Origin of the sequence: Tunicatimonas pelagia, from assembly GCF_030506325.1 — a bacterium.
GTDB lineage: Bacteria > Bacteroidota > Bacteroidia > Cytophagales > Cyclobacteriaceae > Tunicatimonas > Tunicatimonas pelagia.
In genome coordinates, this window is record NZ_CP120683.1 from 4980953 (window position 1) to 4999270 (window position 18318).

An 18318-nucleotide genomic window follows, 5' to 3' on the forward strand; every position below is an offset into this window, starting at 1 on the left:
AGATACCTATAATTTAAAGAAAAAAGAAAGGGAAATCGAAAAAAGCGATAAATCGTACTTATCAGAACGGGTAGCCAATACCAATATTTAAGACCCCATTAGCAATTTCGTCCCACACATCAAACTTCTGACCAATCCACCTTCCGGTAGGCTCGTCTTCGTTGCGGTCGTATACCTCACGGGCAGGGTCATATATTTTTATACCGTAGTCGAAGCGCAGGATTAAAAAAGAAAAATCGAAGCGAAGGCCTGCCCCGGCTCCAACTGCGATTTGGGGAATAAAAGAGTTGAAGGCAAACTGAGCTGAACCTTGGCGAGATGGGTTAGGATCGGTGCCAGAATCAGTTCGAAATTCTCTCAAACGCCACACATTCCCGGCATCTACGAAGAGGGCACCATTTACAAAACCAAATAGGTTTTGGCGGTACTCAACACTAGCTTCTAGCAGTATTTCTCCGGGTTGCTCCAGGTTGTATTCAAAATATCCGTTAGAGTCTACGCTATCAGGACTCACTGATCCGGGACCCAAACGACGAGGGAGCCAAGCCCGAATACTGTTGCTTCCTCCCGCAAAAAAGTACTTCTCGTAGGGAAGCACCTGATCGTCGGGATCTTCATTGTAGGGAAACGCGAGGCCAACATTAACTCGATATGCTAATGTCTTTTCTTTAGAGAGCGAGATATACTGACGAAAATCAGGATTGAATTTCAAGAACTTGAAATACGCTAATTCGGCATCATCAAGGGTTTCGGTTCCAAAGAAATTGAGTAAGGTTCCTCCGCTTTCAAAAAATAGTCGTAGGTACGATGGAGTACCTTGATTTTTCTCTCCTAATAAAGGATTGGCACCATAATTATTAAAATTGAACGTAGCCGTGAAGCTGGTGCTGGTTACGAAAGATGGCTCGAAAGACCGATTTAGCGGAATCCCGTAGGTCTCTAAACTATTATTCAGAATGGTTTGAAAAGTATCTAGTTTAATTCTAGAGTCAATAAAGTTAAAGTCAATTGGAGTTAAAATATACTGAGCTTTCTGCCCTTTTTGCCAAGTATAGGCCATTGAGGTCTGAAAATTGGTTCGGGTGTACTCGGGTCGATCTACGTAGTTGTAGCCCGTCTGAAGCCGGGTCTTAGGGTTGAATCTACCTAAGTCTTGCTTCCAGCGTTCAGGAAGCGGAAGTATAAACTGCGGAAAGGTAAGCGATAGGTTACCCCCGGCTTCGCGACTGGCAAATACTGCGCCACCAGTAGCTTCTCCAACCACAGGAGGCACTCCTTCAATACCCGCCCGCCCGCTGAGTTCCAGAATCTCTAACCCACCAAATACATTACGCACTTGTAATGAGGCATTAACAAATGGCCCTGGCAACCCCTGGCTTACATTTAAGCCTACCTCGGTTGAAGTCTGAAATTTCTTAAGAGGGCTGGCGTAGATATTGGCAATAAACTTACCCCCGGTGGTATCATAGTTGATGTTAATAAACTTAAAAACATCTAGGTTGGAAAGTTGTCTTTGGGTCTCTAGTGTTTGCTCTCGGCTATACGGATTATTCTTATCAATTAATACCCGACGCCCAAGAATTTTTTTGTAGTACTGATAGCGGTGGTAGCGATACGTAACATCGTTGTAAGTACTTACCTTTCGTTCTCCGGTATAACCTCGCACATCAGCATCAGTAGTAAAAATAATAGAGTCTAGTTCAAACTGTTTGTGAAAACCTCGTTTGGCTGGCTCACGAATCAGCGTATACACTCGTACTTTTCGCTCGCCAATAGTAGAATCTACCCGAAACTCAATATACTGTCGGCTAAAGTCGTAGTAACCGTTATTCTTGAGCAGGTTTTCAATGCTCTCCCGCAACCTTCCCAACTTATCTTGATCGTAAATTTGATTCTCTTTAATGATTTTATTCCGAATGTTGTCCTGAACCAGAGTGAGAATGGTGGTATCATCACTCAAATAATTCATTGAATCAATCCGATAAGGCTCCTTCTCAATAATTGTGTAGGTAGAAGTTACCTGTCGATCTTCCACTCTAACGTTACGGCTGACTTCTCCTTCAAAAAAACCTTTTGTATGAAGGTAACTCTCCATCTGTCGGCGAGTGGCTTCAGCCTTGCTACTGTCATACACTGACAAAGGCTCTCCCCAGCGCATAAATAAGGTGCCCTCTTCTTTTTTCTTCTCTAGCTTGGCTAATTTTTCATTTTGTTTTCGCTCGAGTCGTTGTACTTTTCGGTCTTTTCCTTTGCGTTGGGCTTTGGTCACCTTCTGCTCATATTTCTCACGAACTTGCTCGGCTTCTTGCTCAATTTTTTCCAGATCATAATTTTTCTGGCCTTCGTGGTACAACCAAACATAGGGAGCAATGGGAAGAATAGGCAAACGACGATTAGGCTCTTGACGATAAAAATCACTTAATTCGCTTTCGCTCACTCGTTGGGCACCTTTTATTCGCTGTTCGTAGAGCAAATACTCGCCTTGTTCAAGGTAGCGAGTCCCTAAACAACCAGTGGCTAGTAGGCTTACTAAAAATAGAAATATATTGTATATACTTGGTCGAGCGGTCACAGATTGCTTATAAAAAATACATTACTACTGGTATGGTTCCTAAAAAGACGCTGAAACTAGTAAAATCTCTTCAGCTAAAAAAATACCGACAACAGGAAAAATTGTTTTTAGTAGAAGGGGTTAAGAGTATTACTGAACTCTTGATTTCTTCATTCAGAATTAGAACGTTAGTTGGTACCTCAGTGTTCATCGATCAACATAAATCCTTAATCAGTAAGCGTTTACCTGAATCGGCTATCTACCAAGCTAAAGAATCGGATATTTCATCGGTAAGCTCTTTCAAAAACAATAACGCTGGGGTGGCGGTCGTCGAAATGCCAGCCTTGCGAGCTCTACCAATAACGCTATTGGGTTACGCTTTAGTGTTAGATAATATCCGCGATCCGGGCAACTTAGGAACAATTATTCGGATTGCCGATTGGTACGGTATTTCTACTGTCATCTGTTCGCCAGAAACTACCGATGAGTTTCATCCTAAAGTAATTAGTGCTAGCATGGGCTCGTTTCTTCGGGTCTCCGTTTATCGAGCCAACTTGACTACCTATTTGCAAAAAGTAAAGCTTCCCGTTTACGGTACACTGGTGAGCCAAGGGACGTCCGTGCATGAGCTGAATTTTGCGCCACAGGGATTGATTCTACTGGGAAATGAGTCAGAAGGAATAAGTGAACCAGTGAAAGAATACATAACCGATGCGGTACACATTCCTCAATTTGGTACGGCAGAATCGTTAAATGTTAGCATTGCTGCTGCCGTAATCTGCGATAATATGAAACGGAATACGACAAAAAACGTCGGCTAGTTTCTTACGAGAAACCGTCTATTACCCTTCTAAAAAAAAGAAGTGTCGTGGCTGGCCTCAGCCATCATTTCTTCGGAGAGTGCTGGGCCCAGATAGCGATCAATAACGTAATGGGCTACGTATAGTAGGGGAGTAATAGCAATGGCAATAATGAATTTATAGCTATAGTTGACAATTCCCACGGCAACCACCTGAGAAATAGACCAGCGAGTACCTGCCGGAGCTAACAAGTAAAACGCAATAAATAATACTAAGTAGCTATCAATTAGCTGAGAAACTAACGTAGAGCCTGTTGCCCGTAGCCAGATACGGTTACCACCTGTTATACGTCGTAGCTTCTGAAAAACGAATACGTCTAGCAGTTGACCGAGCAAAAAAGCGGCGAGAGACCCTACAATAATTCCCATTCCCTGGCGGTAAACTTGATTAAAAGCAAAATCAATGTTAAACGGATTCCCCTGGGCATCTTCACGGTTTACATCCAGCCAAAAATCAGCTGGGGCTAAGCTGGTAGTGATAGCAATGGCTACAAAAGCATACGCAATAAATCCGGCCGTGAGGAAGCTAATTTTGCGAACTCCATTCTTTCCATAGTACTCGTTGATAATATCAGTAGTAATGAACACAATAGGCCACAGCACTACTCCGGCTGAAAGGTTGAAATCCAGCACAAAATCACCTAATAAATGTAGTTGAGCCCGAGGAACGCCCAAAGTATCTTCTAGTGAAAATACCTTTACCCCAATTAGCTCGGCAACAATAGCGTTAGTCAGAAAGATTCCGCTGAGTACAATGAATAAATTAGACTTTTTACGGGAAGAGGAGGTGGTGCTGGGCATTATTCCGGTATCGTAAAATCTTGACCTTCTATCGCTAACGATGTGTTGCTGAAAACGGTTTTTGCTTCTTCTAAAAGCGGTGAAAGGTCGCGGTAGCGACTGGAGAAGTGACCAATAAGCAGCGTTTCTACTTTCGCTTGTTTGGCAACCTCGGCTGCTTGTAAAGTAGTGCTATGGTAGCGCTGTTCTGCTAGTTCGCGCTCCTGATCCATAAACGTGGTTTCGTGGTAAAGCAGATCTACCTCACTCACCCATTCGGCCAGAGTTTCAAAATAGCGGGTATCTGCGCAGTAGGCGTAGCTACGGCTTTTGCGAGGGGGTAAGGTGAACTTTTCGTTTTGGTAGCGAATGCTTCCGTCAGTATTTACAACATCCTGACCATTTTTTAGGGCAATAATGTCTTCTACCGAAAGGTCGGCAGGCATGGTATCCTTATTAATTCGTCGTGGCTTGGGTTGCTCTCTAAACAAGAATCCCCAGCAGGCAATTCGGTGCTGTACCGGAAAAGTGGTTACTGAAAGTTGAGCGTTCTCATAAATAACGGTTGGCTCAGTAGCGCGTAGCTCGACGAAATGGACTGGAAATCCTAACACCGCTTGTGAGACTCTAAAATGAGCGGTTAACACATCATTCAAACCTGGCGGCCCATACAAGGTGAGGGAGTTTTTTCTGCCTACCAAGCTAAGCGTATTAAGCAGGCCAATCAGTCCAAAGTAGTGATCTCCGTGGAGGTGACTGATAAATATTTGGCTAATCCGATTCGTTCGAGCCCGATAGCGACTCAACTGCATTTGGCAACCTTCCCCGCAGTCAATCAGAAAGTAGTGAGAACCTACCGTAAGTAGCTGACTGGTTGGGTAGCGACCAAATGCGGGAGTTGCCGAATTAGAACCGAGTATTTTAAGTTGGAAAGACAATAATTAATCCTTACCGTTCTCGCTTTCTGAAGCTTCGCTGTTTAGATCATTCTCTAGCTGATTTAGAAATACAGCATCTACCGCTTCTTGAGGAGTAGGATAGATAGTAAGTACACTATCCAATTGAGAGATTTTTACCAGTTTCACTACATGGTCGTTTAGTGCTGAGAGTACAAATAGGCCCCCATCCTCCCGATATACCCGATTACCGACCAACAGCGCGCTCAATCCTGACGAGTCGGTGTACTTTACGTTAGACATGTCGAGGATCATATTTTGAGCACCCTCAGCGTGCATAGTGATGAGTTCTGATTTAAGTTCAGGGGCTACTGATGCATCTAATTTTTCTTCGTTGAGTTTGACGATTGTGTATTTTTCTTGTTTATCAACTGCGTATTTCATGGGCTGAAGCCAGATTAATGTGAATAAAATTGTAAAGTTAACTATAGGGTATTCATTATGTTTTTCTCAATCCTCTGTAGAATATCATCGGTTTCTCCCCTAATAAATTGCCGATTGACTAATTTTTCATACAGCTCTATGTAACGATCGGAGATAGTTTTTACTACCTCATCGGTCATTTTTGGTATTTTCTGTCCCTCTTTTCCTTGAAATCCTTCTGAAATGAGCCACTGCCGTACAAATTCTTTAGACAACTGCTTCTGAGGCTTACCTCTCTCTTGACGTTCTTCGTATCCGTCGGCGTAAAAATAGCGTGACGAATCAGGCGTATGCACCTCATCAATCAGATGAATTTTACCATCAAAAGTACCGAATTCATATTTAGTATCCACCAAAATTAACCCCTGGTTTTGGGCGTAGCGAGTGCCTAAGTCAAATAATTGTCGGGTATACGCTTCTAGCTGCTCATATGCTTTTTCTGGAACAATATTTTGCCGAATAATTTCTTCCCGAGAAATATCCTCATCGTGCCCTTCTTGCGCTTTGGTAGCAGGGGTAATAATTGGTTCAGGAAACGGGTCGTTTTCCCGCAGTCCCTCAGGGAGAGATACCCCGCAGAGAGTCCTTTTTCCGGCTTGGTATTCCCGCCAAGCGTGTCCGGCTAGGTAGCCCCGAATTACCATTTCAACCGGATAGGGGTGACACCGAAATCCGACTATCACATTGGGATCAGGAGCGTTTGCTACCCAATTGGGAATAAGGTCAGCGGTAGCAGTTAGAAATTCAAAAGCAATTTGGTTGAGCACTTGCCCTTTGTACGGGATGGGTTTAGGTAAAATAATATCGAAAGCCGAGATGCGGTCGGTAGTAACCATAAATATCTGACGATCTAGGTAGTATACATCACGAACCTTACCCCGGTAAAAATCCGTTTGGCCAGGAAACTGAAAATTTGTTTCAGAAATAGTTTGGCTCATATAATGGAGAAAGCGAAAATGGGTGTTATTGGAAAAAAGGTGGCACAAATTTACGAATTATAACGATTTTTGTGCGAGCTTCGGATGTTTATTGCGCCAAACGTCGCTGTAAATGGGATATGTTATTGTAAAATACGGAGTGGATTGGATAGTGGCACTGGTTTTACTGCTGCTATTAGCCCCGGTTATTAGCGGATTATTATTGCTCCTTACAATAGCGGGGCAAGAGTCACCCATCTTTTCTCAGGCCAGAGTGGGGTACCGGGAACAGGTATTCACATTGTACAAGATTAAGACGATGTATTCAACTGAAGTGCTTAAGCAGCAACCTTGGCTGGGAAGTTTTTGTCGGTTTCTTCGCCAGTATTCCGTAGATGAAATTCCTCAATTGGGGAATGTGCTAAAAGGAGATATGTCGTTGGTGGGGCCTCGCCCGTTGCTAGTAGAATATTTGCCTCTTTATAGTAATCAACAAAAAAGGCGACACCAAGTGAGGCCGGGCATCACGGGCTGGGCGCAAGTACACGGTCGTAATGCCCTGGATTGGCCGAAGCGATTTGCGTTGGATGTTTGGTACGTTGATAACTATTCACTAAAGCTGGATGTCAAAATCCTGGCTCGTACCCTTGCCCATTTAATACACCCCAAAGGAGTGCGTCCGGAAGGGTTAACTGATTTTGAAAAGTTTCGGGGCAATTCGGCTAATCAATAGCACTTAGCTTATTGAGCTGTTTCACTAAGGTAGTATCCCGAATAAGAATCATGGGCGAAATTTTGGTCTGCTCTTCTAGAAGGTAGTAGTTTTCAGCATATCGAAGAAAGAGATTGCGGTCACTTTTCGTATTGAGTGCTATAATTTTATAGGGTTCTTCCGCAAAATCACCGTGTAGAAACAGCTTATCATCGTAAAACTGGTAATGAAAAGAATATACCTTATCAACAATCCGTTCTATGCTAATATTCGTCTCGCCAGCATCGTTTGCCTGTAAGGCTTGCTTCTGAGGCATCTCAAAATCACTGTAGTCTACCTGAATCGCATCTTCAGAAAACTCTGTCGCAACTGCCGGGCGACGAACGGTAGGCAACTCACGGGTAGCAGATCGCTGAATTGTTGTTGGGCGAGCGTCAGCGACTAAGGTGCTTTCGTTGGGTTCAGGGATTACCACATCGGGAATGGGTTCCAGAACTGTCGCTGGCTTGGGAGCTTGAACTATGGGTTGCTCTTTCGCACTCAGTGTTTCGGGTGAAGCTATGTCTACCGGATTAAAAGTACTATCAGAAGGGGTAAGCGTCAGGTACGTACCTACCGAAGCAACAAGCAGCCCTGATACAACCGCAGCTACTCGGAAAGGAGAGCCAATTAACCAAGGTGACTGCTCAATCGGTATCTGATTTAAACGCGCTTTGATATTCGCTTTTCTAGTTTCGCCTATTGCCTGAAAAATCTCCTGCTGAAGCTTTACATTATTTTGCAATAGGGGGTCTTGTTGTATCTTCTCATCAAACGCAGCTCGCTCACTCGCTGAGAGTTTACCTTTCAGGTAGCGATCTACTTGTTCAGAGTATGTAAAATGTTGATCCATAGGGTCTAATCTAGAAAGTCACTGGCCGAATAATTGGTTTTTACTAAGTTATCCAACCGTTTTTTGCATTTGTACTTCTTTGTTTTTGCCGTTTCCGTATTCGCAAATCCTAATTTTTGGGCAATATCTTGTAAAGACATATCGTCAAAGTAATAGTACATCAGTATCTTTTGGCAGGTGTCGCCCAACTGTTGAATACAATCTCGAATAATCTTGTTTCGCTCTTGGCTTTCATTATCAATATATTCAATTCCGTCTTTTTCTTCGTGCGTTAATCGGCCTTTCCGGTCTAACTCTTTACGCCATAAGTTCAGGCAAATACTGTAGAGATACGTACTAATTTTAGAAGTAAGTACCAATTGATGACTTACTGCTTTTTGCCAAAAAACAATTAACGCATCCTGATAAATATCCTTTGCTTCCTGCTCAGTGCCATTATTTTTAATAATCGCCCGCGTCATCATTCGGTAGTACTTTCGATACAGCTCATCTAATGCTTTTTCGTCCCCTTGGCTGATGCGGTCTAAAATAACACTGTCTTTCATTACAAAAGCCTACAAAGGTTAATACTACAACTTAACAAAACGTAACCGCCCACGTAAGGTATTTCTTTAAAAATACTGTTCTTGGCGGTTATGCAGATACTTACTGAACGTTTAATTTTCGCATTTACTACAAATAAAGCAACTTTCGTACTAGTTATCTATTGTATTCAGGTAATTACAGATAGATGTAATTTTACGATAAAATATAAATAAAATAATATTCTATTGACATTTATTTATTTCTTCTGCTACTTTTTTGACTGGAATATACCCTTGCTCATGCCCCCATGAATTATATATATAGGTAGCAATTTGGGCTATTTCAATGTTGGTTAATTGCTCATTGGCTGGCATAGGTTGATTGTAAACTTCCCCATTAACTACAATCTCCTGATTTAAACCGTACTTGATAACGCAAAACGTTCGGGATTGATCGCTCAGCATATAATCAGATTGGAACAAGGGGGGGATTAACTGGCCGAGTCCGGTTCCGTCGGGTTGGTGGCAATTACTGCAATGCGTGGCGTAAAGTTGTTGCCCCTGAATCATGTACTGCTCGTAGTGTAGTTTATCAGCCCGGCTCAAGTTTTGAGTTGCCGAATTTTGGAACTTACCACCATCGCAGCCCGATAGAAAGCAGCATATTGAAACTAAAACGCACAGCTTCATGAAGAGGCCATTCGTTCTTCCTTCTGAAGCAGGCGACGAATATCATTAATGAGTACATCTACCTGTTCGGCTACGGTGCCATCGTAGGTGCCCCGGATGCGCCGTTGTTTGTCCACTAAGATAAATGCGCCACTGTGGATAAGCCCTCCCGGAGCTTCTTCGTCTTCCATCGCAGTTACCATGTAGCTCTTCAGTCCAATGTCAAATATTTTGTCTTTATCCCCGGTAACGAAGTGCCAGGTGTCGCTGTCAACCCCCAGTCGCTGCGCGTAGTCGTGCAGTAAGCCTACCGTATCGTACTCGGGGTCAATGGTGTGGGAAAGAATTGCTACTTGCTCGTTGTCTTTAAATTCTTCGTACACTCGCAGCATTTCTTTTTTCATAACAGGGCAAATGGTAGGACAAGAGGTGAAAAAGAAATCAGCTACGTAAATTTTATCTTCAAAAGTAGCCGGAGTAACTACGCTACTGTCTTGGTTTACGAAGGAAAAGTCGGCTATTTGGTGGTATACGGTATCTTGTAACTGGACATCGTAGTGACGCTCCCCGTAAATGGGCAGGGTAGCAGCTTCTTGAGACGAGGGGGCACCACAGGAGTAGAAGCCACCAACGAATAGACTATTAATAATAATTTTGATAACTCTCTTCATAGCTAGTGTATTGTGAAAATATAACGGTAGAAAGAAATGGCAAATTCCCGGTTTACCCTAAATTTTACGTTTAGTACGCATACGTTTATAAATCTGAATAGCGACCATCAGAATTGCGGTAAAGGCAACCAGCCCTACCAAGCCGTAAACCATGCTAAGTGTACTTTTCAGCACAACCAAAAAGACCACGGCCACCAAAATAATAGTGGCTACTTCGTTCCAGATGCGTAGTTGTTGCGAAGTGTAACGCACATCGCCCCGTTGAAGTTGGTGGTAGATGCGGTGACAAAGCAAATGGTAAACATATAAAAACACTACAAAAACTAGCTTAATCCACAGCCAATCCGGCATGTTGTTCGCGTAGAAGTGTAGGAAGTAGGAGCCAAGAAGTAGAGTAATTACAGCAGAAGGCCAAGTGATAGCGAACCATAGCCGCTTAGACCATAGTTTAAGGTTTTCTAGTAGAATAGACCGTTTGGGTTCATCTTCCGTGTGGGCTTCTACAGTGTAAACAAACAGGCGAACAATGTAAAATAGCCCGGCAAACCAGGTAACAACAAAGATAATGTGAAGTGCTTTAATGTAAGAATAGGCCATAGGTGCGTGCTTGCGCTCTCAAAGATACGCAGCATGGCGAGAAAAAAAATTGTGGTGCTAGGGTGTCAGTGTTTTTAGGTGTTCATGTTTTGAATTCAGAGTTCTAAGTTCAGAGTTTGATAATTTTGAACACTTGAACACTTGAACACTTGAACACTTGAACACTTGAACACTTGAACACTTGAACACTTGAACACTTAACTAAAGTCGCTCTCGGATAGGAAGGTTAATGAATACATTGGTACCAATTCCTTCTTCGCTCTCTAGCCAAATGCTGCCCTGGTGTTTTTCTATGATGTTCTTAGTCAAATATAAGCCTAAACCAGCAGATTCTTCTCCATTAGTACCTCGGCGAGCTGCTTTGGTAAACTTACCAAATAAGTAAGGACGAAGCTTTTTAGGAATACCAATTCCTTGATCGGCGATAGAAATATTAGCCACATTGGCGTAGCGAATAACTTTAACAACAACTTCGCTATCGGGTTGAGAAAATTTAACGGCATTGGATAGTATGTAGGAAAAAGCGCGCTTTATGGCCTGAGGGTCAATCATAATATGAATAGGATCGTCAATATCCTCAAAATGAAGTTTTACACGCTTTTGATAGATAGCTTCCGATTCATAACTGTTTACAATTTCCGATAAAAAGCGGTTTAAATGGGTAGGAGCAGGCTTGAGGTTAGGGTTTTCCTCATAGCAGCGGTCTAGATCGATCAAATTATGAATGATACTTTTCAGATCGGAACAATCTTGCTCAATCGTAGAAAAATACTTTTTATGATCTTCATCAGCCACGCTTTCAAAGAAAGTGGTCAATGTTTGGTTACATGAGCGAATTCGGGCAATTTTATTCTGCAACTCTCGCCCAATTTGGGTTAATACCTCTTCTCCCGAAACTGAATCATTAATCATAATAGCCTATAGTAAATACCTGTTATTTAGCTCTTTACAATTTTACCAAAAGAAATCCCAATATTTTTTATAGAAAGGTGTAATTAAGCAGTCATGTACTATATCTTTATATAATACAATTCATACTAAGCCGTATAGAAGCAAAAAGACGTCTATAGTGAAGAGTAGCGAAAGTACCCGACGGGTAAGTTTGTTAAACCGGGTACTTATCTATAGATAATATAAATTGACAAGGGATCAGTTTTTTACATCGCTGATTGTAGCGGCTCAGTAGCGGTTTTGCGAAAATTATAGGGCAAATTGGGATGTATTCTTTTGATAATAGAAAGCGACAGTTTGAATAAACTTCTAAAATCCGGTAATGAGTAAGTAGTTTGTAAAATAAAAAATATTAATAGGTATATACTTTACTACTGAAAATGTGCTATTATTTAAAATAATGAAAATAATTATTTAAATAAATCAAAAAAGTAGATACTTTTAATAAGAAATAAGGTGACATGACCGATAGTTTTACCACTAATCTAAAACAGTATCATGCACAAACTAACTACCAACCTACTAACATTAATCTCAATAGCAATACTTTTTTCCGGATGTGAATACATCTGTGATTGTGAAGATGATGGCCCAGAGCCTTGCGCCTTCTCCTACGAAAATATCGTCTACACTCCCAACGGCGCCCCCGGTGACCAACTAATTTCACCAATATTTGATGGTGATATTCCCGAAGGTAGCTTCTCCGCTACCCCTGCTGGTTTAGTCATTGATACAGTAACGGGAGCAATTGATGTAAACGCCAGCGAATTTGGAAAAGAGTATAATGTGAGTTTTCGCATTAAAGACTCTGAAGTGGTTTGCGAAACGAATATTTTTATTGATAACCCCGCCGACCAAACTTGTGAGTTAAATTACGAAACGAGCGTAATTGCTCCTGGGGAGAAAGATTTTCTCGCCCCATTTTTTGCTAATGGTTACGTACCCGATGGGAAATTCAGTGCCTATCCGTCCGGATTAGATATCAGTCCAGACAAAGGAATTGTAAGCGTAAGCACTAGTACCTCGGGTGTTCAATACTTTATTACTTATATCTCTAATGATAAAAAGACAATTTGTCAAACTACTCTATTGATTACGGGAGTAGATTATCCTGAGCGAATTATTGACCTTAATGCAGGAGATACTGTCTTAAGTCCTTACTTCAATGAGCAAGGAGGCGAAGAGGGAAGAACATTCGGAGAATACAGGGTGTCTCCAGCTGATTTAGCATTTGCTGATGGGACAGTAGAGCCTGGTGTAAGTATCTCGGATGGCGATATTAACATACTAGAAACAATTCGTAATCAAGATCCTGAGGAGCTATTTCCTGAAGAAGGTTTCTTTTCTAAAGACTATACAATTACTTATCTTCTGAGTAATGCGGAGAATGCACTATCAATAGAACTACGACTATATTACTTCCCCGATTTAGCTACATTAGAGGAGCTAGCCCCTGAGTTGCTGGAAGCTATAGAAGACCGGGAGCAATACATCGGAAACGGACGTATCGAGAAGAAACCAAGGTATTGTATAGCTATTGGCGATGCATTGAATTAAGTTTTCGTACTTATGTTCAATTCGAAAGTATTGGTAAGTACTGCTCTTGTTGGCTTTTTTAGCTCGCTCTCTGCGAAGTCTCAAGTACTAGAACCATCATCATCTAACGCTGAGGTTTATTTTGAGAAAGGGGAAGCTTTATTTAATTTAGATGACGCTACTGAAGATACTTATGATCTTGCTCTAGAGTATTATCAACGGACAATTAACCTCTTAAACAATCAAGATACTTTAACCACTACCTTAGCTCAGTGCTATCAGAGAATTGGAAGTATTTATTTGGATCGCGACGCATTAGAGGATGCATTAGAAATGTATCATCTATCTCGCTCTATCAAAACGGCTACTATCGGTATAAAAGATTCTCTACTATATAGCGATTACGTTCTAATTGGAAATGTCTACTACTATACTGACCAGTATGATTCGGCAGAGTACTACTACGGTCTGGCAGAAAACGTTGCATCAATCTACGAGGATAATCTAGCTGATATTGAGAGGCTGTACAACTCACTTGGAGTTTTCAACTTCACATTGGGAAACTACCAAAAAGCTACGACATATTACGATAAGGCTCTTTCTGTAATGCCTGAAGAAGGCTATGATTATGTAATTGCCAAAGTGATTTTTACTTACCACATTGCTTTAGCGAGGCATCGACTCAACCAGCATGATGAAGCAATTAAGCGTTACTATGATGCATTAGAATTTGAAGAACAGTTACCTCAGGTATATCGCGCGCTCATACATTCAGGGCTCGGTAATACTTATCTTGCTTCGGGTCATTATGATAGTGCGCTTCTCCATCTAAATCAAGCACAAAGAGCGGAACTACCATTTCTAAGAATGTCTAACAGTAACCGGTTAGGCAACTTGTTCATGAAAAAAGACCAACTAGGTATAGCCACTGAATATTATGAGCAGACTATACAGATTAACAACAATGAGAAGAGAGGGAAGAATACTCATGTGGCCACTGCGTATCAGGGATTAGGTGATGTAGCTTTAACAGGGAATGCTATCCAAAAAGCTCTAAGGTATTACCAGCTATCGCTTATTAATACTACATATGGCTTCAATGAGACTGATATAGCAAGGAATCCGAACAATAAATATCAGGCAATATTACCATTGAAGCAGTTTAAAGTTTTACATCGGAAAGGTAATGCCTTCGTGAAGTACTACGAGCAAAACCAAGATACTACTAATCTACAACATGCCTTAAATTGCTTTCAAGAAGCGATTCGGGTGGCGCGGTATACGCAGAAGACGTACGATAACGAGGAGGCGAAGTTGTTTTTTGTTAATCAGGTACACTCGCTGTACGAAGATGCTATTCGTACCACGTACCAACTTTACCAGCTTTCTGGTGATGATAGTTATGCTGAACTGGCACTACAGTTTTCGGAAAGAAGTAAAGCTTCGGTGCTTACCGAAATTCTGCGAGAAGTAGATATTAAAGCATCGGGTGAAGTAAACGATAGTTTGGTTAGCGAAGAAAGGCTGCTTAAACAACAAATTACGGCTAATCGCCTTAAGCTAGTGGAAAGCAGCGATTCAGCGCAGAATGAAGAATTCCGGAAGAAAATAAATGATCTGGAAATTGCGCTGGCGCGGGTGGTGAAACAGCTACAGCAAGACGAAAAATACTACCAACTCAAGTATCAGGAAGATACACTTGATCTATCGGTTTGGCAATCGCAGTTGCTGAGCGAAGATGATCTGCTGCTAGAATATTTTATGGGAGAAGAGCAGCTTTACGTTTTTGCAATTGAGCAAAACTCTTTAGCAATGCACCAAGTAGCGTTGGATACGGCTTTCCGAACTACCTGGAAAAAGGTGCAAGACCATCTTTTTGCCTATGATTACGGTGATACATACCAACCTCAGTGGAGTGTACAACTGTATCGCAAGCTGATTGAGCCAATTGCCGGTTCGCTGACTCAGAAAAAGCGGTTAATTGTAATTCCGGCGGGGGAGCTAAGTTATCTACCGTTTGAGATGCTGACCGAAAGCCCCCAGGAAGATAAGTTTTTATTACACGATTATACTATCAGCTATGCCTTTTCTGGCACATTGTTGTACAACGCCCACCTTCGGGAGACCACCCAAGCAAGTAAGCAAGAGGTGCTGGCAATGGCTCCGTTTGCGGGTCGTAATGTTCGCTCGGTGCGCGATAACTCGCTTAGCCCACTGTATTTTTCCCGGCAGGAGGTCGCCAGTGTGGGAGGAAGTTTGTACCTAGAGGAAGAAGCAACTAAACAGCTATTTTTGAAAATTGCTGGCTCCTATAATATACTGCATCTGGCTACTCATGCTTCGGTGAATGATGAAAATCCGCTACAATCATTTATTGCTTTTTATCCGCAAGAAGGGCAGTCTATTGCGAGCCACCGGCTATTTACACATGAGTTATATAACCTGCGGTTAGACAGTGTAAACTTAGTAGTGCTCAGCTCCTGCGATGCTGGAAACGGTCGGTTGGTGAAGGGGGAGGGAATTATTAGCCTGGCTCGGGCTTTTGCTTACGCGGGTTGCCCCAACATTATCACTACGCTCTGGAAGGCCGATGATAAAGCCGCGGCCGATATTGCTTCAAAGATGCATCAATATCTTAAAAACGGCTACGCCAAAGATGAAGCACTGCGACAAGCTAAACTCGATTACTTACGCGACCCGGAAACGAAAGAACTACGTACTCCGTACTACTGGGCTAATTTTGTTTTTATTGGCGATCCAACTCCCATTTACGAGAGTTCTCCTGGGGTGTGGTGGATTATCAGCGGGGTAATTATCTTGCTTCTAGCGGGGAGTCTTATCATCATTGTTAAACGACAGCAACGCTCGAATAGATAAGTCGTGTAGTAGGCTTTGCAAAAAAAAAGAGACTCGATGAATCAAGCCTCTACTCAAAACTCCATGCTAATGGGCGTTCAGCATTATGGAAAGGATGATAAACAGATAATCATTCACTATCAACTGTCTATTATCAATTGTCAAATGCTCTAATATTTCATTTTCAGTAAGCGCAATCGCCACAGGTACAAACTGCTTAGAGAGTCCTCGTAGTCGTGGTCATCGTTTTTACGAATTCCTTCCAACATACCCACAGCTGTTTCAATCTGCCCATCCTGAAGGTACGCGAGTGCTAGATAGTATTCAGCTTTGTCCTTAATCATGAACGCATTTTGATCCTGCATTACCCGCTGGAAAGCCGCAATAGCTTCACCGGTACGTTCTTGTTCCAAGTAGGCGTATCCAGCCCGAAATGTTTCGGCAAAGGTGGGGGTTTCTAACTCGCCGTACAGGCGAAGTACCTCTTCATAATTACCAAACTGGTACTCAACCCGCACTTGGTCGGCTATAGTATCTTCTCGATCTTCCATACTTCGGTTAGAGAGGCCAAGGTACGGAGGCTCACTGGCAATTTTCTCTTCGTACAAACGCTCGGGTGAAAGTGTGGCGTACTGAATGGTTAAATACCCTACTAATACAATAGCCAATCCGGCCGCTACCCGACCCATCCACTGGTACATTGGTACTGCTTTCACGTTTTCTTCAGCTTCTACTTTCGATGGTTTCTGCTGAGTAGAGAAAGTACCAGCACCCTTTTCAGCTAACTCCGGTTGGCTTTCTTCGGCTTTCATAGCTGCTCGCACGGCTTTTATCTCATTCTTGAGTCCTTGGTGCTGAAGTAGAGCCTGTGCTATCTGGGTATCTTCAACCTCTTGCTGTAGTGCGGTATCCTGCTGTATTTTGGCTCGGAACTGCTGAAGCTCTTCCGGATTCAGGTTATTTTTCAAATAGCGGTCAATCCACTCTTCCCTACTCATATCGTTTGATTTATCCATTTGCTAATAAACTTCTAAAGCTCTGTTTCATTTCAGGATGCTCATTGAGCAAGCCCTTTAGTTTGTTCATACAGCGATATTTCATGTTACGGGCCACCTGTTCCGTTTCGTAGCCCATGTGTTGAAATATCTCTTTCATGGGCAGGTTCTCATAGTAGAACAGCAAAAGAATTTTCTTACAATTATCGCCCAGCTTTTCCAACAAGTGGAGTAACTGGTCTTTGACTTCATGTTCACCAATACTCTCCTGAATATCCTGCTCTTCTTTTTCAGTTTGTTCGTAGTAGTTGGTCTCGCGCATTAATACCCGGTTCTGCCGTTTTAGCTCGTTGCGCCATAGGTTGCGGGCAATAGAGTATAAAAATGTTTTAATACTACTGTCACCTCTGAAATTTCCTTTACGAACAATATTGATAAAAACCACAATTGCCTCTTGAAAGAAATCCTCGGCATCTTCATCATTACCACTGTTTGCGCGAATATAGCTGGCTACACTGTCAAAATTAGTATGGTACAAATGGCGAATAACTGGATCCAAATTCTTGCTATGATTTATCGCTTCTATTATGTCTTGGTCTTCGTAACCCGTTTGTATTTTTTTAGTATTCATAGCTTGGTAAACATGGGGTAGTAAATTGTAACTAAAATAGAAAAAAAATTTTCTACTGTAAGAAATAAGTCCGAAGGGTATGTCGTAATTTTTTGGCGTATTGGGTGACAATAGGAGTGGTAAAACTACTAATAACAAAGGAAACTTCAACCATGCCCCCACGCTTAGCTCTACTACTCGGTACAATTCTCGCTGCCCTAAGTCTCACTCGCTGCGACCATCAGGTGCGCTATCGGCAACTCCCTTTCTGGGTACACCAGCACTTTCAGAAGCTATCCGACTGGCAGTATCCCCAAAAAATAGAAGTTGATCGCTACCAACGAAAAGTATACTGGCTTAACAAACAGGGCGAGATTTGGTCAATTGGGACAAATGGTAAAAACGAAATAGTAGTTAACCAAGGAATTGGTGCTCAAGTCGGAATCACATTTATTAGTGATTTTACTATTGATGATTGTAGCGGGATTTTATACTTTACTGATCTGATGGATATCGGTACCGGACAGGGCGCACTAAAGAAATCTGATTTAAACGGTAACCACACCCAAGTGATCGCTACGTTTCCTGACGAAGTGCCCTACGCCGTACATTGGGACGAGCCTGATAATCAGCTCTACTACGCAACTAGGCAAAAAAACAGTCAGCTTCATAGTTTACGTCAGTTAGGTAAGAACTTTTCTTTAATGACAACTACCCAAAAGGTGAAAAATATTGCGGCGATCGTCAATTTGCCTTCATCTTTACACTACCAGTCGCCGTTAATGGCTGACTACCAGCTAACAGATACTAAGAAATAGC

18 protein-coding genes are annotated in these 18318 nt (G+C 42.2%); 5 read left to right on the plus strand and 13 right to left on the minus strand.

Annotated elements, in window-relative coordinates:
* Positions 1-61: 61 nt before the first annotated feature.
* Positions 62-2572 carry a translocation and assembly module lipoprotein TamL gene (gene tamL, locus P0M28_RS21350; RefSeq protein WP_302204968.1) on the minus strand — a complete coding sequence of 837 codons (2511 nt, stop codon included), beginning with the start codon at positions 2570-2572 and terminating at the stop codon, positions 62-64.
* A gap of 32 nt (positions 2573-2604) precedes the next feature.
* On the opposite strand from tamL, the gene P0M28_RS21355 reads away from it, so the two are divergent.
* Positions 2605-3372, plus strand: coding sequence for a TrmH family RNA methyltransferase (locus P0M28_RS21355; protein ID WP_302204970.1), 768 nt, complete (start codon positions 2605-2607; stop codon positions 3370-3372).
* A gap of 29 nt (positions 3373-3401) precedes the next feature.
* Here the strand turns inward: P0M28_RS21355 and P0M28_RS21360 are convergent, their stop codons facing one another.
* The 4 genes from P0M28_RS21360 to P0M28_RS21375 are packed head-to-tail and all read right to left on the minus strand — an operon-like array spanning position 3402 to position 6507.
* Positions 3402-4211 carry a queuosine precursor transporter gene (locus tag P0M28_RS21360; protein ID WP_302204972.1) on the minus strand — a complete coding sequence of 270 codons (810 nt, stop codon included), beginning with the start codon at positions 4209-4211 and terminating at the stop codon, positions 3402-3404.
* A complete protein-coding gene (locus tag P0M28_RS21365) occupies positions 4211-5128 on the minus strand; it encodes a ribonuclease Z (RefSeq protein ID WP_302204974.1) in 918 nt (305 codons plus the stop codon). The genes P0M28_RS21360 and P0M28_RS21365 overlap by 1 nt, the downstream gene beginning before the upstream one ends.
* Before the next feature lie 3 nt (positions 5129-5131).
* Positions 5132-5530 carry an STAS domain-containing protein gene (locus tag P0M28_RS21370; RefSeq protein WP_302204976.1) on the minus strand — a complete coding sequence of 133 codons (399 nt, stop codon included), beginning with the start codon at positions 5528-5530 and terminating at the stop codon, positions 5132-5134.
* Between the two features lie 41 nt (positions 5531-5571).
* On the minus strand, positions 5572-6507 hold the full coding sequence (locus P0M28_RS21375) for a phosphoribosylaminoimidazolesuccinocarboxamide synthase (RefSeq protein WP_302204978.1): 936 nt from the start codon (positions 6505-6507) through the stop codon (positions 5572-5574).
* 112 nt (positions 6508-6619) lie between these two features.
* On the opposite strand from P0M28_RS21375, the gene P0M28_RS21380 reads away from it, so the two are divergent.
* A complete protein-coding gene (locus P0M28_RS21380) occupies positions 6620-7219 on the plus strand; it encodes a sugar transferase (protein ID WP_302204979.1) in 600 nt (199 codons plus the stop codon).
* Here P0M28_RS21380 and P0M28_RS21385 read toward each other — a convergent pair.
* The 6 genes from P0M28_RS21385 to P0M28_RS21410 form a co-directional block, all read right to left on the minus strand.
* A complete protein-coding gene (locus tag P0M28_RS21385; RefSeq protein ID WP_302204980.1) occupies positions 7209-8090 on the minus strand; it encodes a hypothetical protein in 882 nt (293 codons plus the stop codon). The genes P0M28_RS21380 and P0M28_RS21385 overlap by 11 nt on opposite strands.
* 5 nt (positions 8091-8095) lie before the next feature.
* Positions 8096-8635: an RNA polymerase sigma factor gene (locus P0M28_RS21390; RefSeq protein WP_302204981.1), complete on the minus strand. Its 540-nt coding sequence runs from the start codon at positions 8633-8635 to the stop codon at positions 8096-8098.
* A gap of 222 nt (positions 8636-8857) precedes the next feature.
* The gene (locus P0M28_RS21395) at positions 8858-9304 is read right to left on the minus strand and encodes a c-type cytochrome (RefSeq protein ID WP_302204983.1); all 447 of its coding nucleotides are present in this window, start codon (positions 9302-9304) and stop codon (positions 8858-8860) included.
* A complete protein-coding gene (locus tag P0M28_RS21400; RefSeq protein WP_302204985.1) occupies positions 9301-9954 on the minus strand; it encodes an SCO family protein in 654 nt (217 codons plus the stop codon). Before P0M28_RS21400 ends, P0M28_RS21395 begins: the two co-directional genes overlap by 4 nt.
* 57 nt (positions 9955-10011) lie before the next feature.
* Positions 10012-10551, minus strand: coding sequence for a CopD family protein (locus tag P0M28_RS21405; protein WP_302204986.1), 540 nt, complete (start codon positions 10549-10551; stop codon positions 10012-10014).
* Positions 10552-10752: 201 nt separating this feature from the next.
* Positions 10753-11463: a sensor histidine kinase gene (locus P0M28_RS21410; protein WP_302204988.1), complete on the minus strand. Its 711-nt coding sequence runs from the start codon at positions 11461-11463 to the stop codon at positions 10753-10755.
* A gap of 537 nt (positions 11464-12000) precedes the next feature.
* On the opposite strand from P0M28_RS21410, the gene P0M28_RS21415 reads away from it, so the two are divergent.
* Positions 12001-13059, plus strand: a complete 1059-nt coding sequence (locus tag P0M28_RS21415) for a hypothetical protein (RefSeq protein ID WP_302204990.1) — start codon at positions 12001-12003, stop codon at positions 13057-13059.
* Positions 13060-13071: 12 nt separating this feature from the next.
* Positions 13072-15915, plus strand: coding sequence for a CHAT domain-containing protein (locus P0M28_RS21420; protein ID WP_302204992.1), 2844 nt, complete (start codon positions 13072-13074; stop codon positions 15913-15915).
* Between the two features lie 149 nt (positions 15916-16064).
* On the opposite strand, the gene P0M28_RS21425 is transcribed toward P0M28_RS21420, so the two are convergent.
* Complete coding sequence (locus P0M28_RS21425) at positions 16065-16910, minus strand: tetratricopeptide repeat protein (RefSeq protein WP_302204994.1); 846 nt, start codon at positions 16908-16910, stop codon at positions 16065-16067.
* On the minus strand, positions 16903-17520 hold the full coding sequence (locus P0M28_RS21430; protein ID WP_302204995.1) for an RNA polymerase sigma factor: 618 nt from the start codon (positions 17518-17520) through the stop codon (positions 16903-16905). The genes P0M28_RS21425 and P0M28_RS21430 overlap by 8 nt, the downstream gene beginning before the upstream one ends.
* A gap of 152 nt (positions 17521-17672) precedes the next feature.
* Between P0M28_RS21430 and P0M28_RS21435 the strand changes: the two genes are divergently transcribed.
* A complete protein-coding gene (locus P0M28_RS21435; RefSeq protein ID WP_302204996.1) occupies positions 17673-18317 on the plus strand; it encodes a hypothetical protein in 645 nt (214 codons plus the stop codon).
* Position 18318: the final 1 nt, after the last annotated feature.

Coding starts and splice junctions, on each gene's coding strand:
- P0M28_RS21355 (WP_302204970.1), top strand. CDS start 2,605: ATGGTTCCTAAAAAGACGCTGAAACTAGTAAAATCTCTTCAGCTAAAA.
- P0M28_RS21360 (WP_302204972.1), bottom strand. CDS start 4,211: ATGCCCAGCACCACCTCCTCTTCCCGTAAAAAGTCTAATTTATTCATT.
- P0M28_RS21370 (WP_302204976.1), bottom strand. CDS start 5,530: ATGAAATACGCAGTTGATAAACAAGAAAAATACACAATCGTCAAACTC.
- P0M28_RS21375 (WP_302204978.1), bottom strand. CDS start 6,507: ATGAGCCAAACTATTTCTGAAACAAATTTTCAGTTTCCTGGCCAAACG.
- P0M28_RS21380 (WP_302204979.1), top strand. CDS start 6,620: ATGGGATATGTTATTGTAAAATACGGAGTGGATTGGATAGTGGCACTG.
- P0M28_RS21385 (WP_302204980.1), bottom strand. CDS start 8,090: ATGGATCAACATTTTACATACTCTGAACAAGTAGATCGCTACCTGAAA.
- P0M28_RS21390 (WP_302204981.1), bottom strand. CDS start 8,635: ATGAAAGACAGTGTTATTTTAGACCGCATCAGCCAAGGGGACGAAAAA.
- P0M28_RS21395 (WP_302204983.1), bottom strand. CDS start 9,304: ATGAAGCTGTGCGTTTTAGTTTCAATATGCTGCTTTCTATCGGGCTGC.
- P0M28_RS21400 (WP_302204985.1), bottom strand. CDS start 9,954: ATGAAGAGAGTTATCAAAATTATTATTAATAGTCTATTCGTTGGTGGC.
- P0M28_RS21405 (WP_302204986.1), bottom strand. CDS start 10,551: ATGGCCTATTCTTACATTAAAGCACTTCACATTATCTTTGTTGTTACC.
- P0M28_RS21410 (WP_302204988.1), bottom strand. CDS start 11,463: ATGATTAATGATTCAGTTTCGGGAGAAGAGGTATTAACCCAAATTGGG.
- P0M28_RS21415 (WP_302204990.1), top strand. CDS start 12,001: ATGCACAAACTAACTACCAACCTACTAACATTAATCTCAATAGCAATA.
- P0M28_RS21420 (WP_302204992.1), top strand. CDS start 13,072: ATGTTCAATTCGAAAGTATTGGTAAGTACTGCTCTTGTTGGCTTTTTT.
- P0M28_RS21425 (WP_302204994.1), bottom strand. CDS start 16,910: ATGGATAAATCAAACGATATGAGTAGGGAAGAGTGGATTGACCGCTAT.
- P0M28_RS21430 (WP_302204995.1), bottom strand. CDS start 17,520: ATGAATACTAAAAAAATACAAACGGGTTACGAAGACCAAGACATAATA.
- P0M28_RS21435 (WP_302204996.1), top strand. CDS start 17,673: ATGCCCCCACGCTTAGCTCTACTACTCGGTACAATTCTCGCTGCCCTA.